At 67.1% G+C, this 16066-nt stretch carries 14 protein-coding genes; 2 read left to right on the top strand and 12 right to left on the bottom strand.

Annotation, left to right across the window (positions count from 1 at the left end; translation table 11 throughout):
- Entirely contained in the window at positions 1-498 is a 498-nt protein-coding gene (locus BLQ58_RS14190; RefSeq protein WP_092598883.1) for a MarR family winged helix-turn-helix transcriptional regulator, read from the top strand.
- Between the two features lie 19 nt (positions 499-517).
- On the opposite strand, the gene paoC is transcribed toward BLQ58_RS14190, so the two are convergent.
- From paoC to BLQ58_RS14130, 12 genes are all read right to left on the bottom strand, one after another.
- Complete coding sequence (gene paoC, locus BLQ58_RS14185) at positions 518-2710, bottom strand: aldehyde oxidoreductase molybdenum-binding subunit PaoC (protein WP_092598880.1); 2193 nt, start codon at positions 2708-2710, stop codon at positions 518-520.
- The gene (locus BLQ58_RS14180; RefSeq protein WP_092598877.1) at positions 2707-3666 is read right to left on the bottom strand and encodes an FAD binding domain-containing protein; all 960 of its coding nucleotides are present in this window, start codon (positions 3664-3666) and stop codon (positions 2707-2709) included. The genes paoC and BLQ58_RS14180 overlap by 4 nt, the downstream gene beginning before the upstream one ends.
- Positions 3663-4313 (bottom strand): aldehyde dehydrogenase iron-sulfur subunit PaoA, encoded by a 651-nt coding sequence (paoA, locus tag BLQ58_RS14175; RefSeq protein WP_092598874.1) that lies wholly within the window; start codon positions 4311-4313, stop codon positions 3663-3665. The genes BLQ58_RS14180 and paoA overlap by 4 nt, the downstream gene beginning before the upstream one ends.
- Before the next feature lie 332 nt (positions 4314-4645).
- Complete coding sequence (locus BLQ58_RS14170; protein WP_254775964.1) at positions 4646-5068, bottom strand: flagellar protein FlhE; 423 nt, start codon at positions 5066-5068, stop codon at positions 4646-4648.
- 35 nt (positions 5069-5103) lie between these two features.
- Positions 5104-5820, bottom strand: a complete 717-nt coding sequence (locus BLQ58_RS14165; protein ID WP_092598868.1) for an RNA polymerase sigma factor FliA — start codon at positions 5818-5820, stop codon at positions 5104-5106.
- Between the two features lie 110 nt (positions 5821-5930).
- The gene (locus BLQ58_RS14160; RefSeq protein ID WP_092599485.1) at positions 5931-6740 is read right to left on the bottom strand and encodes a MinD/ParA family ATP-binding protein; all 810 of its coding nucleotides are present in this window, start codon (positions 6738-6740) and stop codon (positions 5931-5933) included.
- Between the two features lie 12 nt (positions 6741-6752).
- The gene (flhF, locus tag BLQ58_RS14155) at positions 6753-9374 is read right to left on the bottom strand and encodes a flagellar biosynthesis GTPase FlhF (protein ID WP_092598865.1); all 2622 of its coding nucleotides are present in this window, start codon (positions 9372-9374) and stop codon (positions 6753-6755) included.
- Between the two features lie 10 nt (positions 9375-9384).
- Positions 9385-11472: a flagellar biosynthesis protein FlhA gene (gene flhA / locus BLQ58_RS14150; protein ID WP_092598862.1), complete on the bottom strand. Its 2088-nt coding sequence runs from the start codon at positions 11470-11472 to the stop codon at positions 9385-9387.
- Positions 11469-12614, bottom strand: coding sequence for a flagellar biosynthesis protein FlhB (flhB, locus tag BLQ58_RS14145; RefSeq protein ID WP_029051687.1), 1146 nt, complete (start codon positions 12612-12614; stop codon positions 11469-11471). The genes flhA and flhB overlap by 4 nt, the downstream gene beginning before the upstream one ends.
- A 318-nt stretch (positions 12615-12932) precedes the next feature.
- The gene (locus BLQ58_RS14140) at positions 12933-13805 is read right to left on the bottom strand and encodes an oxidoreductase (protein ID WP_049815998.1); all 873 of its coding nucleotides are present in this window, start codon (positions 13803-13805) and stop codon (positions 12933-12935) included.
- 303 nt (positions 13806-14108) lie between these two features.
- Complete coding sequence (locus BLQ58_RS14135; RefSeq protein ID WP_029051685.1) at positions 14109-14303, bottom strand: hypothetical protein; 195 nt, start codon at positions 14301-14303, stop codon at positions 14109-14111.
- Positions 14304-14434: 131 nt separating this feature from the next.
- Positions 14435-15145, bottom strand: coding sequence for a YceH family protein (locus BLQ58_RS14130; RefSeq protein WP_092599482.1), 711 nt, complete (start codon positions 15143-15145; stop codon positions 14435-14437).
- A 232-nt stretch (positions 15146-15377) separates the two neighbouring features.
- Here BLQ58_RS14130 and maiA point away from each other — a divergent pair, with 232 nt between their 5' ends.
- Entirely contained in the window at positions 15378-16016 is a 639-nt protein-coding gene (gene maiA / locus BLQ58_RS14125) for a maleylacetoacetate isomerase (protein ID WP_092598859.1), read from the top strand.
- Positions 16017-16066: the final 50 nt, after the last annotated feature.

Here is a 16066-nt window from a genome sequence, read left to right as displayed (position 1 = left end):
ATGACGTCACCCCGCAAACAACGCGACACGCTCGCGCCCGACCCCAACGGCAGCCACTTCGAACCGCACTTGCCAAACGTCGACTACGGCGTGCTTGACTCGCTGATCGGATACGCGATCCGTCGGGCCCAGATTCGCGTCTACGAAGACTTCGTGGCATCGCTCGCCGCGTGGAACATCACGCCGCCGCGCTTTTCGGCGCTGCAGATCATCGCGCGCAATCCCGACCTGAAACTGACCGACCTGGCCCGGATCCTGGGCATTGCACGCTCCGGTGCCGTGCTGCTCGTGGACGCGCTGGAGTCGATGGAACTGGTGAAGCGATTGCCGTCGCCCACCGACCGGCGCGCATTCGGCCTGGTGCTGACAGAGGCCGGCCGCAACACGCTGAAGGAGGCCACCGCCGCCGTATGCGCGCACGATGCGCGCATCGCGGCGGGGTTGTCCGATGCAGAGCAGACGGTGCTGAAGGGGCTGCTGGAGAAGCTCGGGCGCTAGCTACCTCGGGCGGCTGCCGTCAGGCCACCACCGGCATGCCCGCCAGCAGCTTGTCCAGCGTTACCGGATAGTCGCGCATGCGCACGCCGGTGGCGTGATACACGGCATTCACCACCGCGGCCGCCACGCCACAGATGCCCAGCTCGCCCACGCCCTTGGCCTTCATCGGTGACGAGATCGGATCGGTCTCGTCGAGGAAGATCACTTCCTGGTGCGGGATGTCGGCATGTACCGGCACCTCGTAGCTGGCCAGGTCGTGGTTGGCGAAGAAGCCCACGCGCTTGTCGACATGCAGGGCTTCCATCAGCGCCGCGCCCACACCCATCGTCATCGCCCCGATCACCTGGCTGCGCGCCGACTTCGGATTCAGGATCCGCCCCGCCGAGCACACGGCCAGCATCCGCTGTACGCGCACTTCCGCCGTAGCCAGGTCCACGGCCACTTCCACGAAGTGCCCGCCGAAGGTGGACTGTTGGTATTTCTTGTCGAGGTCGCCAAATTCGATCGAATCCTCGACCGATACCCCCGCGAACTGCGCCAGCGGCACGCTGCGCCCACCGGCGCGCACCTGTCCCTCCTCGAATACTGCGTCTTCCGCCTTCAGGCCGGCGCGTTCGGCAATGGTCTGGCGCAGCTTCGCGCACGCCGCGTAGACACCAGAGGTGGAACTGTTGCCGCCCCACTGGCCGCCCGACCCGGATGACACCGGGAAGGCGGAATCGCCAAGCCGCACCACCACGCGGTCAAGCGGCACGCCCATCATTTCAGCAGCGGTCTGCGCGATGATCGTGTAGCTGCCGGTGCCGATATCGGTCATGTCGGTTTCCACGACGACCATGCCGCTGGAATCGATCCCGGCCCGCGCGCCCGACTTCGTCACCAGATTGTTCCGGAACGCGGATGCCATGCCCATGCCGATCAGCCATTGGCCTTCGCGCATCGACCCCGGCTGCGGGTTGCGACGGCTCCAGCCGAAACGTTCCGCCCCCAGGCGCAGGCATTCCACGAAGTGGCGCTGCGAGAACGGCCGCTCAGGCTTTTCCGGATCAACCTGGGTGTCGTTGAGGATGCGGAACTGCACGGGGTCCATGCCCAGCTTCACGGCCATCTCGTCGATGGCGATTTCCAGCGCCATCAGGCCCGGTGCCTCGCCAGGCGCGCGCATCGCATTGCCTTCGGGCAGGTCCAGCGTCGCGAGCCGCATCGATGTCATGCGGTTGGCGCCCGCATAGAGCAAGCGCGTCTGCATCACGGCGGTCTCGGGCTCGCCGCCTTCGAGATCGCCAGACCAGCTCTCGTGGCCAATGGCCGTGATCCGACCGTCTCGATTCGCACCAATGCGGATGCGCTGGATCGTCGCGGGCCGGTGCGTGGTGTTGTTCGGCATCTGCGGCCGCGTCAGCGCCACCTTGACCGGCCGGTGTACGGCGCGCGCGCCCAGCACGGCCAGCAGCGATTCGGCGCGCAGGAAGAGCTTGCCGCCGAAGCCGCCGCCGATGAACGGCGAGACGATGCGTACCTTTTCCTTTGGGATGCCCAGCGTGGTCGCCATATCCTCGTGAGCCCACGCCACCATCTGGTTCGATGTCCAGATCGTGACCTCGTCGCCGGACCAGGCTGCCATCGACGCATGCGGCTCCATCATGCAATGCGACTGATCGGGCGTGGTGTAGCGGGCATCCAGCTGCACGGCGGCAGCCGCAAACGCGCCAGCGAAATCGCCGACCGCCGTATCGGGCGTCGCGTCCTTCTTTGGCTTGGTGGCAAAGCAGCACGCCTCGTCCAGGTCGAACCGGCCTTTCTCGGGCGCGTAGTCCACGCGAATCAACTGCGCGGCGGCGCGTGCCTGCTCGAACGTGTCGGCTACCACCAGCGCGATGGCCTGGTGATAGTGCTGGATTTCGGGCCCGCCCAGCAGTTTGGCGGTATTGCGCTTGGCCTTGCCCAGATTGCCGGCATTCTGCGCGGTAACGATGGCCAGCACGCCCGGCGCGCGGCGCGCATCGTCCAGATGCATGGCCCGGATGCGGCCCTTGCCGATGCCGGCGCCCACGACGTAGCCGTAGGCGGGGTTCGGCGCCACGTCATGCCATTCATAGGCATAGGTGGCCGTGCCAGTGGTCTTGCGCGCGCCGTCGATACGGTCCACCGCCTGACCGACCATGCGGCCCGTGTCGATGGGATTGGTAGTGGCGGGTGTGTCGAATTTCATGGCTTGACCCCGTTTGCCTGCGTCATCACGGCGGCCAGCGTCCGCCGCACCAGTTGCACCTTGAACGCGTTGTCGGCCTGCGGCGTGGCGCCGTCCAGCAGCCGCTGCGTGACGGCCGTGGGCCCGTGCGGCAGTTCCGCATCGGCGGCATCCACGCGCCATGGTTTGTGGGCCACGCCGCCCAGCGCCACGCGTCCGGTGCCGTCCGGCTGCAGGATCGCGGCCACGGAGACCAGCGCGAACGCGTACGAGGCCCGGTCGCGCACCTTGCGATACAGCTGCGCGCCGCCCACCGGCGGCGGCAGCGTCACCGCCGTAATCAGCTCGCCAGGTTCCAGCGCCGTTTCGATGTGTGGCGTATTGCCTGGCAGACGATGGAAATCGGCGATCGGGATCACGCGGTGCTGCCCGCCGGGGCGAACCGTCTCCACACTGGCATCGAGCACACGCATGGCCACTGCCATATCGCTGGGATGCGTGGCTATGCAGGCGTTGCTGCCGCCGATCACGGCCAGTTGACGGCTGAAGCCGCCAATCGCCGCGCAGCCGCTGCCCGGCTGGCGCTTGTTGCACGGCTGGGCCGTGTCGTAGAAGTAGGGGCACCGCGTGCGCTGCAGCAGGTTGCCCGCCGTGGTGGCGCGGTTGCGCAACTGGCCAGACGCGCCTGCCAGCAGTGCGCGCGACAGTACGCCGTAATCGCGCCGCACGCGCGCATCCGCAGCCAGGTCGGTATTGCGCACCAGCGCGCCGATACGCAGGCCCCCTTGCTGCGACGGCTCTATCTTGTCCAGCGCCAGACCATTCACGTCGATCAGATGCGTTGGCGTTTCGATGCCGAGCTTCATCAGGTCGAGCAGGTTGGTACCTCCGGCGATGAAGCGGGCACCGGGCGTCTTCATGGCTGCCGCCGCCGCGTCCGCCGGCGTGGTCACGCGCTCGTAGGTGAACGGGTTCATGTCTGGCTCCCCGCGACCTCGGTGATGGCGTCGAGGATATTCGAGTACGCGCCGCAGCGGCAGATATTGCCGCTCATCCGCTCCCGGATCTCACCGGGCGACAGATGCGGCCGCGTGTTCAGGTCGGGCGTGACATGGCTCGGGATGCCCGCGCGCACCTCGTCGAGCACGGCAACGGCCGAACAGATCTGGCCGGGCGTGCAATAGCCGCACTGGTAGCCGTCATGCTTGACGAAGGCCACCTGCATCGGATGCATGTTGTTCGGCGTGCCTAGCCCTTCCACGGTGGTGATTCTGGCACCCTCGTGCATGACGGCGAGGGTCAGGCAGGAATTGAGGCGCCGGCCGTCGACGATCACCGTGCAGGCGCCGCACTGGCCGTGGTCGCAGCCCTTCTTGGTGCCGGACAGGTGCAGGTGCTCGCGCAGTGCGTCGAGCAGCGTGGTGCGCGTGTCCAGCGTCAGTGAGCGCGGCTGCCCATTGACGATGAACGATACGTTCGACGCCACCGGCTTGAGGGCGCCGGGGCTGACCCGGGATGGCGGGGCGGTGGCGGCGCCGGCGGGCAAGGCGGCGGCGCTGACCGACGCCGCGCCTGCCATCACGAATTCCCGCCGCGAAAGCTTGATGTCGCTGAATTCTTCCATGTCGTTGGATCCTTTCTGGCTGACAGATGACGGACAGAGGACGGCAACGTGGCGGGACTTGCACGTAGGAATTACATGGCGCCAGCGGACATGGCAGACACAATGCCGCCGGGGATACGCAAAGGGATACCGCGCAGCGGACAAATGTCGCGCTTGCCGCACGTTGCTTGGGCGGAAAGGCGCAGGAAGCGTGCCACCGGCCGCATCGGGACGGTGGCAAGGGGGAATGCAGGGAAGTCCCCGGAAGTATCGGCGTGGATCAGCCGGCCCGGAAAAAGCCGTGGTGGCCGTGGTGGCCGTGGTGGCCGTAGTGGCCGTGGCGGCCGTGGCGCTCAGCGGTAGCTGACGGTCACCTCATTGCTGCGGCCCTGGAGCATTGGCGTGAGGCCGCCCTGGCCCGGTACGCGATAGGCAAAGACAAAGCCCTTGGTGGCATCGTCGCCGACGAAGGCATCGGTCTTGCCCTCGGCGCCGGCCAGCAGCACGCAACGGTCGGCATTGCACAGGTACGCCTGCAGGTCCACGGGCGGGGTGCGCGTGAAGCTGTAGCGCCAGCGTACCGACGTGATGCGGCCCATGGCCTGCGGCATCGTTGCCAGCGGCATCACAGGCGAAGACAGTGCGCGCTGTCCCTTGTTCGTGATCTGCGGCCCCACCGACGATGCCGTCCACGCAAACCGCGAGCCGGTCAGTTCATAGGTGGCCTTCGTGAAGACCGGCGCGTAAGTTTGCGCGTGGGCCGCCGCCGGACCCATCGCACACGCCGCGGCCAGGACCAGGGCGCGCCGCATCACAGCATCCCGCGCAGTTGGGTGCGCAGGCGCCCGATGGCCTGGCTGCGGATCTGGCACACGCGCGATTCCGTCACTTCCAGCACCGCGCCGATTTCGCGCAGGTTCAGTTCCTGGTCGTAGCACAGCGACAGCACCAGCTTTTCGCGCTCGGGCAGCTTGTCGATGGCGCGGATCAGCGCCTCGCGCATGCCCGATTCCATCAGCACGGTCAGCGGGTTGCCGTCGTCGGTGACGCCCAGGTGGCGATCGAGGAAGTCTTCCTCGCCCGAGCGTTCGAAGTCTTCATAGTGCAGCAGCTGGCAGCCGTAGACCTCGTTCAGCAGCTCCTGGTATTCCTCGAGCGGCATTTCCAGTTCCTTGGCCACCTCCGAATCGATCGGCGTGCGGCCAAGCTTCTGCTCCAGCTGACGCTGCGTACGCTCGATCTTGCGCGTGAACTGGCGCAGGCTGCGCGATTGCCAGTCGTTGGCACGCACCTCGTCGAGCATGGCGCCGCGAATGCGCTGGCTTGCGTAGGTCTCGAACCGGGCGCCATGGTTGTCTTCATAGCGTTTGGCAGCGTCGAGCAGGCCGATCATGCCGGCCTGTATCAGGTCGTCGATCTGTACGCTGGCGGGCAGCTTGGCCGCCAGCTGCAGCGCGATGCGCCGCACCAGTGGCGCGTGTGACTTGACCACGTCGGCCTGCTCGAGCTTTCCCTGAATCGTATACATGGTGGAACTCTCGTTAAATGCTTACTGTTTGTGCCAGCGCCGGAGAGGCTGAAAATCGGCGGCTGGCAGGCTGAGTTTCCGGTCTTGTCGAGACTTCTTGTTCTTCGCGTTTATGCGGCAACGGCCGAGGCCATTCCCAGGGGCGATGCTTCGTGACGCAGCGGCCAAGCGCCGATACCGCTGGCGATGTGCCGCAATGCACCGGTGGCCGCAGCGGCGGGATACGCCTCCACCACGCACCGCCCAAGCTGGAGCGCACGCGCCACCAGCGGGTCCATCGGCAGGTACCCTGCCAGGCTGGCCTCCACGCCCAGGTACTGGCTCGCCGTGCGGGCCAGGTTGCGCGCGAGCGCCGTGACCGTCCCCTCAGCGGCCGCCAGATTGACGACCAGCTGGAAGTGACGGCATGCGTATTCGTGATGCAGCCGCTTGATGCATGCATAGGCGGCGGTGATCGACGTGGCCTCCGGGCGCATGACGATCACAAAGTTGTGGGCCATGCCCGCCAGTGGCGACAGCGCCCCGGTGACGTCCCGCCGCGTGTCGATCAGCATCGAGCGCACGTCTGCCAATCGCGCCGCCAGCCCACGCTCGTCGGGACGGACGGTGATCGGGCCCGCCTGCAGCACGGCAATGCCGCTGGCACCGCGCGTGCCGGCCGCGGCGGCCAGCGCTGCCCGGCCATCGAGCACATCAGCCAGCGTGGCTGCCGGCGCGGCGCCAGCGAGCCGCATCGCCCGGGCGCCGTACATGTCTTCGTCCGCCAGCAGCACGCGCTCGCCCTGCATCGCCAGCGCGTTGGCCAGACCCAGCGCCACCGTGGTCGTGCCGACGCCCTGTTCCGCCCCTACCACGGCGATCCGCCGCGTCACGCGCGGTGCCAGCAGGCGGCGCAGGCTTTCGGCCTGATCGGTGGCCATCGTGTTCAACACTTACTCCCCGGCGGCCGCAAGCTGCGGCGTGGCGTCGATGGTATCCAGCGCGTCCATGGTGTCCATGGTCGCCATTGCGTGCATGGCCGACGCGGCCGGCTCCGGCGCGTCGGTCATCGTCGGCGCAGCAGCCGCCATGCCACGGCCCGGATAGTTTTCAAGCACGTCCAGCAGTGCCAGCAAACGGCCCATGCCTTCGTTGAGCACGGCACCCGGCACCGGCGCATTGACGCGTGCCGAAGCCCGGCCGGCCAGGCGCGACAGGAAAGCAGGCGCCGTGGGCGTGGGCGTGTGTTGCAGGCGCAGCGCGGTCAGGCCCAGCTGTACCGCCACCATGCCGGCGCACAGCGACGCGTCGGCATCGCCTTCCTGAGCGAAGTGCTCGATGGCGTGGCGCAGCGTGCGGAACTGTTCTTCGGCGGCAACCGTCCAGTGCGACCAGCGTGCCACCTGCGCGGCATCGCCGGCCAGCGCCGGATCGCACAGCACATATTCGACCGACAGCGTGTCGCCGGTTTCGTGGTCGATCATGCGCGACACCACCAGGCAGGCCTCGATGCCGGCCTCGGCGGCATTGCCACGGCCGCGCGCGGCGGTGCGCACCTGGCCTTCGGGAATGCGGACCGTGCAGTGCGCCAGCCAGTGCGCGGCGGCGCGGTCGCGGCAGGTCACGTCGCCCACGGCATGGAACGTCAGCGTATCGGCAACGGTGTCGAGCTTGTTGGCCAGGCCCTCTGCAATGACTCGCATGGTCTTGCGCGTGCCGGCGATCCAGCGTTCGCCCAGCTGCTGCCAGCGTGCCAGCGTCGCCGGGCTCGGCAGTGACGTGTTCAGGTTGACCACGGTCCGGGCGGCGGCCAGCGTGGCACGCACGGTGGCGGCTTCGGCATCGGCCTCGGCTTCGGCCAGAGACTGACGGGCGCGGCCCGCCGGCACGACGGTGCTGGCCAGCGGCATGCCGTCACGGTCGGCCAGCCACAGCGTGTGCTGCATCATCTGCGGCGCGCGTCGGCCCTGCACGGTCTGCGCCACGCTCTGCGTGACGGCCAGCACATAGCGGTCGCACGCGCGGCTGGCGTCGCGGCACATGGCCAGGCGCACTTGCTGCACCATCGGGCGCAGCGCCGACACACCGGCCGCGCGATGCTGCCAGAGCTGGCGGGCCACGCCGAAGCCGTACTGGGCCGCATTGAGTTCGTCGACGCAAACCCCCACCGCGTTGGCGCTGTCGGTCAGCGAGCGCAGCATGTCGTCCGCGCCGCTACGTTCGATCCTGGCCGGCGCGGCGGCCTCGGCGCTGCCCGCCTGGCGGCGCGCCACGTCGGCGTCATTGAACAGCGATCCACGGCGCGGCGTCAGGAATGCGCGCTCGACCAGCGCGCCGGCCTGTGCCAGTTCCAGGTGTTCGGGCACGCGCTGGCCGGTAGACGCGTAGAACACGGGCAGGCGATGGCGGATCACCACGTCGAGCACCGATCCCAGGTGCGTGGCTTCGTCGAGCTTGCTGATGATGCATCCGTCGATGCCACCGGCCGCGCCGGCTGCGTCGTTGCGATAGGCATGCACCACCTCGTTAAGCGTGTCGCCGTGGGCTGCGCCGTTGAGCAGCAGCACGCGCTGCATCGGCGCCTGCACGCCGGCCAGCATGCCGATCTGGTCGGACAGGCTGCGGTCGCGCTGGCTCATGCCGACGGTGTCGATGATGACCAGGTGCTTGTCCTTCATGGCCGACAGCGCAAAGCGCAGATCGGCGGCGTCCTTCACCGCATGCACGGGCACGCCCAGGATGTCACCGTAAATGCGTAGCTGCTCATGGGCGCCGATCCGGAACCGGTCCGTCGTCAGCAGCGCCAGGCTTTGCGGCCCGTGGCGCAGCACGAAGCGCGCAGCCAGCTTGGCGGTGGTGGTGGTCTTGCCCACACCGGTCGGGCCGATCAACGCCAGCACGCCGCCCTGGGCAAACAGCGAATCCTCGTCGGTCAGCACCGGCACCTTGCTGGCCAGCTCCTGGCGGATCCAGGCCATAGCCGCCGGGCGGTCGGTGCCCACCGGCAGGCGCGACAGCAGCGTGCGCGACAGCTGGCCGGAGAAGCCTGCATTGACCATCCACTCGAACAGCGATTCACGCAGTGGATCGCCAGCAGCCACGCCGTTCGTACCTTGCGACAGCCCGGCAAACTGGCGTTCCAGCATCGAACGCATCGACGCCAGCTCACCGCGCAGGTCGCCCAGCATCGCCTCTTCCTGACCGATGCCGGCGGACAAGGCCGATGGCGCGGACGGTGCCGTCATGGCGCCCAGCGGCATGAACGGCTCGGGGCTGGCCGGATGCAGCGCGTGCAGAGACTGGAGCATTGGCACCGGCGACGGCGACGACGGCGACGAAAGCGACGAAAGCGACGACGGCGGCATCGGCTGCGACAGCGAAGGCGGCAGCGCGGACGGCTGGTACATCTGCGCGCCAGCGCTCACGGCGCCCAGGTCCGCGTCGCGCATCGCCACGATTTCCACGCCGCCCTCGATGGAGCGGTTGGAGAGCACCACGGCGTCGGGGCCCATGGCCTCGCGCACCTTGCGCATCGCTTCGCGGCCGTTGGCCGCCACAAACTTTGCCACGCTCATTGTTCAGTCCTCACGCTGCGCCGCCGATCATGGCGGTGATGCGAATGTTGCGGTTGTCCGGTACTTCGGCGTGCGACAGCACCTTCAGCTGCGGCAGCGTGCGGCGCAGGAAGCGCGCCATCAGCGGTCGCATCGGGGGCGGCACCAGCAGCACCGGATCCAGGCCCAGCTGTTCCTGGCGCACCACGGCGCCCTGTGCCTGCTGCAGCAGCGCATCGGCCAGGCCCGGCTCGATGCCGCCGCCGTTGGCCAGCGCCTGCGTCAGCACACGTTCCAGGCCCGCGTCCAGGCCGATCACCTGCATGTCGGCGTTGTTGGGGAACAGCTGCTGCGTGATCGCGCGGCCCAGCGACACGCGCACCAGCGTGGTCAGCTCGGCCGGATCGTTGATCTTCGGGGCGTTGTCGGCCACCACATCCAGGATGGTGCGCATGTCGCGGATCGCCACACCTTCGTCGAGCAGGTTCTGCAGTACCTTCTGCAGGCCGGTCAGCGAGATCGTCTTCGGCACCAGATCCTCGGTCAGCTTCGGGGCTTCCTTGGTGATGCGGTCCAGCAGCGCCTGCACTTCCTGGCGTCCCAGCAGTTCCGATGCATGCATCTGGATCAGGTGGTTCAGGTGCGTGGCCACCACGGTGCTGGCATCCACCACCGTGTAGCCGTAGGCCTGCGCCTGCTCCTTGAGTGCGGCATCGATCCACACGGCCGGCAGGCCGAAAGCGGGGTCGCGCGTGGCGGCGCCGGGCAGCGTACCGCTGACCTGGCCCGGGTTGATGGCCATCCACTGGCCCGGATTGGCCTCTCCGCTGCCGATCTCCACGCCCTTGAGCGTGATGCGGTACGCGTTGGGCTTCAGTTCGAGGTTGTCCCGGATATGTACCACCGGCACCAGGAAGCCGATGTCCTGCGCCATCTTCTTGCGGATGCTCTTGATGCGGCCCAGCAGTTCGCCGTTCTGCGCGCGATCCACCAGGGTAATGAGGCGATAGCCCACTTCCATGCCCAGCGGGTCGACCATCGTCACGTCTTCCCACGTGGCTTCGGCCACTTCGGCCTGCACGGCCGGGCTGCGCTCTTCCTGGGCCTTGGTTTCGGTGGCCTTGACCTCGCGGCGCATCTGATAGCGGCCGAACCAGATCAGGCCGCCGGCGAGCAGCAGGAAGGCAAAGTGCGGCATGCCCGGGATCAGGCCCATCGTGCCGATGATGGCGGCGGTGATGAACATCACGCGCGGGTTCGAGAACAGCTGGCCGGTCAGCTGCTGGCCGACATCCTGCTCGTTCGACACGCGCGACACGATCACACCGGCGGCCGTGGAGATCACCAGCGCCGGGATCTGCGCCACCAGGCCGTCACCGATCGTCAGCAGCGTGTAGTTGTGAACGGCGGTGCCGAAGTCCAGGTCGTGCTGCACCATGCCCACGACCATGCCGGCCGCCACGTTGATGAACATGATCAGCAGGCCGGCAATGGCATCGCCGCGCACGAACTTCGACGCGCCGTCCATGGCACCGTAGAAGTCCGATTCCTGTGCCACTTCGGAGCGGCGCTTGCGGGCGCCTTCCTCGTTGATCAGGCCGGCGTTCAGGTCGGCGTCGATGGCCATCTGCTTGCCGGGCATGGCATCGAGCATGAAGCGCGCGCCAACTTCGGCGATACGGCCCGCGCCCTTGGTAATCACCATGAAGTTGATCACGACCAGGATCGCGAACACCACGATACCGACCGCGAAATTGCCCCCCACCAGGAAGTGGCCGAAGGCCTCGATCACCTTGCCGGCGGCATCGGGGCCGGTATGGCCTTCGAGCAGCACCACGCGGGTGGACGCCACGTTCAGCGACAGGCGCAGCAGCGTGGAGAACAGCAGCACGGCCGGGAAGGCGGCAAAGTCCAGCGGGCGCTGGGTGTACATGCCCACCAGCAGCACCATGATCGACAGCGCGATGTTGAAGGTGAAGAGCAGGTCCAGGATGAACGCCGGCAGCGGCAGGATCATCATGCCGAGGATCATGACGATCAGCAGCGGGCCAGCCAGCGCCTTCATCTGGGCGCCACCCCGCAGTGCGGGCATGTTGAAAAGGTTGGTCAGTGCGTTCATGCGCGGCTTTCCGGTACGGCAAGTTCATCCGGCACCAGCAGTTCGGTCGGCGAATCGGGCTGCGGACCGTAGCTGTAGTGCCAGTTCTTCAATTGATAAACCCAGGCCAGGACCTCGGCCACGGCGGTATACAGGCCCGCAGGGATTTCGTGGCCCAGTTCCACATGCCGGTGCAGCGCCCGCGCCAGCGGCGGGGCGGACAGCACCGGCACGCGATGCTCGTTGGCCAGCTCGCGGATGCGAGCCGCCACTTCGTCGGCGCCCTTTGCCACGACGCGCGGCGCGTTCCAGCGCGCGCCTTCGTCGTATTTCAGCGCCACGGCGAAGTGGGTGGGGTTGGTCACCACCACGTCGGCCTTGGGCACCTCGGACATCATCCGGCGCCGCGCAATGGCCCGCTGCTGCTGGCGGATACGGGCCTTGATGTGCGGATCGCCATCGGTTTCCTTCATCTCCTGCTTGACCTCTTCCTTGGTCATGCGGAGCTTCTTGTAGAACGTCCAGAGCTGCCACGGCGTGTCGATGGCCGCCACCAGCAGCAGCGACCCGGCCACCATGCCGCACACGTACAGCACCATCTCCATCATGTGCAGCAGCGCCTCGTGGACCGGCGCATTCATCAGCGCGATGGCCTCGGGCAGCATGTGCCAGACCATCCATGCGCCCACGCAGCCCACCAGCAGCGACTTGGCGATGGCCTTGATCAGTTCCACGAGCGTGTGCGACGAGAACATGCGGCCAAGGCCCTGCAACGGCGACAGGCGCGAGAAATCGGGCGAGAACGACTTGGTCGAAAAGCTCCACCCGCCCAGCGCCAGCGGTGCGATCAGGGCCGCCACGCCAAACATCAGCAGCAGCGGAAAAAACGCCAGCAGGCTATCCCAGATCGCCATGCCGAACTGCGACAGCATGCGGTTGGTGTCGAAGGCCGTGGCCGGCTCGAAGGCCAGCGTGGCCTGCATGACCGAATTCAGCTTGCGGCCGAGCGTGCCGCCCATGACGTACAGGCCCAGCACGCCCGTCATCAGCATCACGAACGTGCCGAGCTCGCGCGAACGCACCACCTGCCCCTCCTCGCGCGCCTTTTCAAGGCGCCGGGGTGAGGCGGGTTCGGTTTTCTCGAGATCGCTTTCCTCGGACATGAATGCTCCAGTGCAAAGCGCGCGGGCGGCACTTCGTCACCGAGGATTATCAAATCCCGAGGGGCAAGGCATTGGGGGGAAAAGGCGGGGAAACAGGTGCCTGTTTCAGGAATGAGGGGGGCAGCGGAAATAACGGCCCGGGGGATGGCGATCTTTAGGGCCGGAACGCCAAATTGTGCCGATCTCGTCCGGTTCGGACGGGATCGGCACCGATGATGTCACAGATCGCGCGTGACATCCAGAACCGACGGCGGCGCCGAGGGTCCTGTGCCTGTATACATATGGGGTTACATGCCGCGCCGGCCGGCCGGCGATCGCTTAGCGGACCACATCGTCATGGTCGGTCGACACCGACAGCTCGCGCCACGCGGCCAGCTCGGCCTCCACCGCCTGGTGCTTGGCTTCGATCCGGGCCACGGCATCGGAACCCAGCGGCAGGCGCAGCGGCGGCTGCTCGCTGTCGGCCAGGCGCAGGATGGCCGCGGTCAGCTTGTTCGGGTCGCCCGGCTGTGCATGGTTGGCGCCCTTGGCAAAGACCCGCATCTGGCCCACCGTTTCGGCGTAGTCGTCGATGACGGCCTTCGTCGACACCAGCGAGTTGTCGTTGAGGAAGTCCGTGCGGAAGAAGCCCGGCTCCACGACGGTCGCATGGATGCCAAGCGGTGCCAGTTCCTGCGACATGGCTTCCGTCAGCCCTTCCACCGCGAACTTCGACGCACCGTAGACACCCCAGCCGTAGTAGGCCGAATACCCACCAAGCGACGAGATATTGATCACATGGCCGCTGCGCTGCTTGCGCATCTGCGGCAGCACGGCCCGCGATACGGCCAGCAGGCCGAACACATTGGTGTCGAAGTTAGCCTTCGCTTCGGTTACTGCCGTTTCCTCCACGGCGCCAAGGAGCCCAAATCCGGCATTGTTGACGAGCACGTCGATACGGCCAAAGCGCTGGACACCCTGACGCACCGCCTCGACGGCGTCTTCCTCCCGGGTGACGTCAACCTTGACCGCCAGCAGGTTCGGCTGCTCGCCGAAGGCTTCGATCACTTGCTGAGGATTACGTGCCGTTGCAATCACACGATCACCGCGCTGCAGCGCGGCACGTACGATCAGCGTGCCGAAGCCACGCGACGCGCCGGTTACAAACCACACCTTGCTACCGTTGTGTTGGGACTGGATCGATTGGGACATGACTGACTCCTGGATATTCGGATCGGTTAGCGTTCCGGAGCCGTCTTGCCTTGTCAGGTGTGCAGCGGCGCCGTTGAGACCCATGGTAGGCAGGCTGTCGCTCCCAAACAATGGTGATGTGAATTGCTCCAATAGCAACCAGAAGTTGTTAGTACGCCCACCGCTTCGACCGCATAAGCGCAGGTATTCGGCATAGCATCGGCGCAGCCGCGCCAGGCCGTCGTGCCGCGTTGAGAAGGCCACCCCAGGCAGCAAGCCCGGCCCGCAGCGTGGGTTCCTGGTGCGAGCAGGCAAAGGCGCCAATCAGGTAGCCCAGCATCCGCGATGCCTGCGGCGTGATTTCCTCTTCCAGTGCTGGATCAGTGCGCTGGCATCTTCCGCACGCTGGCGACGGTGCCGGGCCTGCAGCGATTCCCGCGCCGACCTGACCACACGCTGCAGCGCCGGGGCGATGCGTTCATCCAGCGTCTGCGCAGTGTCGACACCAGCGATCGGCATCCGGACTGTCGTGGAACCGGGGTTCCGCATTTCCACCGTGACCTCCTTCGCTTGAACACGCGAAGGTGGCTACCACCGCATCAACCGCCGCGGCCCCTTTGGACACACGTTGTGACCGTTTCAGATTCGTCTCAATCTAGCCTGCCGGGCTCGACCTCGATGCCGAGCTGGCCGGCCATTTCCAGCACCAGGGCCTGCAGCCGTGCCACCTTGTCTTCGAGCGCGCGATGGCTGATGCGCAGGGCCTCGAATTCCGATGGCGATGCGGTGGCTTCCGCGCCGCCGCGCGGCGACGCCGCCACCAGTTCCGGCATGGCCACTTCACCGCAGAGCAGGTGCATCCAGCGGCTTTCGCGCTCGCCGGGCGCGCGGGGCAGCTTCACCACCAGCGCCGGCGAGCGTTCGACCAGTTCGTCCAGAAAGGCCTCTACCGAGGAAATGTCCGCGAAGGCATGCAGCCGTGCCGAATTCAACCGCAGTTCGGCAGCCGTTTGCGGACCGCGCAGCATCAGCGTGGACAGCAGCGCAGCGGACTGGCTCGGCACGCCCAGCACCTTGCCCAGGTTCTGCTCGAAGCGCGGCACGCGGCTGCTGCTGCCCTCGAAGACCAGGCTCAGCGACTTCAGGCCATCGATCGCGGTCAGGATCTCGGCCTCGGTCACGCTCATCACGGGCGAGCGCGCGGTTTTCTGGTTGCAGCCGGACGCCAGCGCGTTCAGCGACAGCGGGTAGGTATCGGGCACGGTGTACTGCTTTTCCAGCAATACGGCTACCACACGCGCCTCAAGCGGCGTGAGCGTGCGCAAGGCGGGACGCGAGGGGGTGTCGGGGGTCTGGTCCATGAATGACATCGGCAGGTTGCGGGCCCGGAGGGCCGAGGCGCCCATTGAAGCGCAAGGGCGGCGGCGATGCAACCGTCACGGGCCGCCGGGCTTTGTGTCGCAATGTATCGGCCGGGTGCCCCGAGACAAACGCATACCGGGCGCGCGTCCGATGACACAACGCCGATACGCACGGCGATCACGCTACGCCCATCGTCCTGTTTCGCAAATCGGCACCCTCTGGAGAATCGTCATGAAGCTGTATGCCAACGAGGTTTCATCGGCCACATCGCGCGTACGGATTGCGCTGGCCATCAAAGGACTGGCGGTGGATGTCCAGCCCGTCACGATCTTCGGCGACGCGGCCCAGTCGCGCCAGGCGGCGTACCGTGCGATCAACCCGCAGGGGTTGGTGCCGGCACTGGAGACCGACACCGGCGAACTGGTCACCCAGTCGCTTGCCATCATCGAATACCTGGATGAACGGTTCCGCACGCCGCCGCTGCTGCCCGCCAACCCGGAAGACCGCGCGTTTTCTCGCGCCATTGCGCTGGCCATTGCCAGCGAGATCCACCCGCTGCTGCCGCCGCGTGTGGCGGCGCGGCTATCCCAGGTTCCAGGCATGGATGCCGACGGCATCACCGCGTGGGCACGCCATTGGGTCGATGTCGGCCTGACCGCCGTCGAAGACCGCCTGGCCGCGCGCCGCACGGGGCCCTATGTAGCGGGCAATATGCCGACGATTGCCGACATCTACCTGTTCCCACAGGTCATCAGCGCGGCGCGCATGGGTTTCGACGTGCCGCAACGCTGGCCAAACATCGCTGAAATTGTGGGCCGCCTGCATGACATCCCCGCCTTCGCGCAGAACGCGCCGGCGCCGCGCACGTAGCGGCCGGCACGGCAGGCGGCAGGCCGGCGCGGCAGCGTGGCCGCTGCCGT

This window comes from Ralstonia sp. 25mfcol4.1, assembly GCF_900104095.1.
In the GTDB taxonomy this organism is placed as follows: Bacteria; Pseudomonadota; Gammaproteobacteria; order Burkholderiales; family Burkholderiaceae; genus Cupriavidus.
Note: the sequence above shows the minus strand (reverse complement) of the source record. Positions and strands in the feature narration are given on the sequence as shown.

What these genes read in the sequence shown, in the direction of transcription:
- BLQ58_RS14130 (WP_092599482.1), bottom strand. Translation starts at nt 15,145, where the DNA reads ATGGACCAGACCCCCGACACCCCCTCGCGTCCCGCCTTGCGCACGCTC.
- flhB (WP_029051687.1), bottom strand. Translation starts at nt 12,614, where the DNA reads ATGTCCGAGGAAAGCGATCTCGAGAAAACCGAACCCGCCTCACCCCGG.
- BLQ58_RS14160 (WP_092599485.1), bottom strand. Translation starts at nt 6,740, where the DNA reads ATGGCCACCGATCAGGCCGAAAGCCTGCGCCGCCTGCTGGCACCGCGC.
- BLQ58_RS14135 (WP_029051685.1), bottom strand. Translation starts at nt 14,303, where the DNA reads ATGCCGATCGCTGGTGTCGACACTGCGCAGACGCTGGATGAACGCATC.
- BLQ58_RS14170 (WP_254775964.1), bottom strand. Translation starts at nt 5,068, where the DNA reads ATGGGTCCGGCGGCGGCCCACGCGCAAACTTACGCGCCGGTCTTCACG.
- maiA (WP_092598859.1), top strand. Translation starts at nt 15,378, where the DNA reads ATGAAGCTGTATGCCAACGAGGTTTCATCGGCCACATCGCGCGTACGG.
- flhA (WP_092598862.1), bottom strand. Translation starts at nt 11,472, where the DNA reads ATGAACGCACTGACCAACCTTTTCAACATGCCCGCACTGCGGGGTGGC.
- BLQ58_RS14165 (WP_092598868.1), bottom strand. Translation starts at nt 5,820, where the DNA reads ATGTATACGATTCAGGGAAAGCTCGAGCAGGCCGACGTGGTCAAGTCA.
- paoA (WP_092598874.1), bottom strand. Translation starts at nt 4,313, where the DNA reads ATGGAAGAATTCAGCGACATCAAGCTTTCGCGGCGGGAATTCGTGATG.
- flhF (WP_092598865.1), bottom strand. Translation starts at nt 9,374, where the DNA reads ATGAGCGTGGCAAAGTTTGTGGCGGCCAACGGCCGCGAAGCGATGCGC.
- BLQ58_RS14190 (WP_092598883.1), top strand. Translation starts at nt 1, where the DNA reads ATGACGTCACCCCGCAAACAACGCGACACGCTCGCGCCCGACCCCAAC.
- BLQ58_RS14140 (WP_049815998.1), bottom strand. Translation starts at nt 13,805, where the DNA reads ATGTCCCAATCGATCCAGTCCCAACACAACGGTAGCAAGGTGTGGTTT.
- paoC (WP_092598880.1), bottom strand. Translation starts at nt 2,710, where the DNA reads ATGAAATTCGACACACCCGCCACTACCAATCCCATCGACACGGGCCGC.
- BLQ58_RS14180 (WP_092598877.1), bottom strand. Translation starts at nt 3,666, where the DNA reads ATGAACCCGTTCACCTACGAGCGCGTGACCACGCCGGCGGACGCGGCG.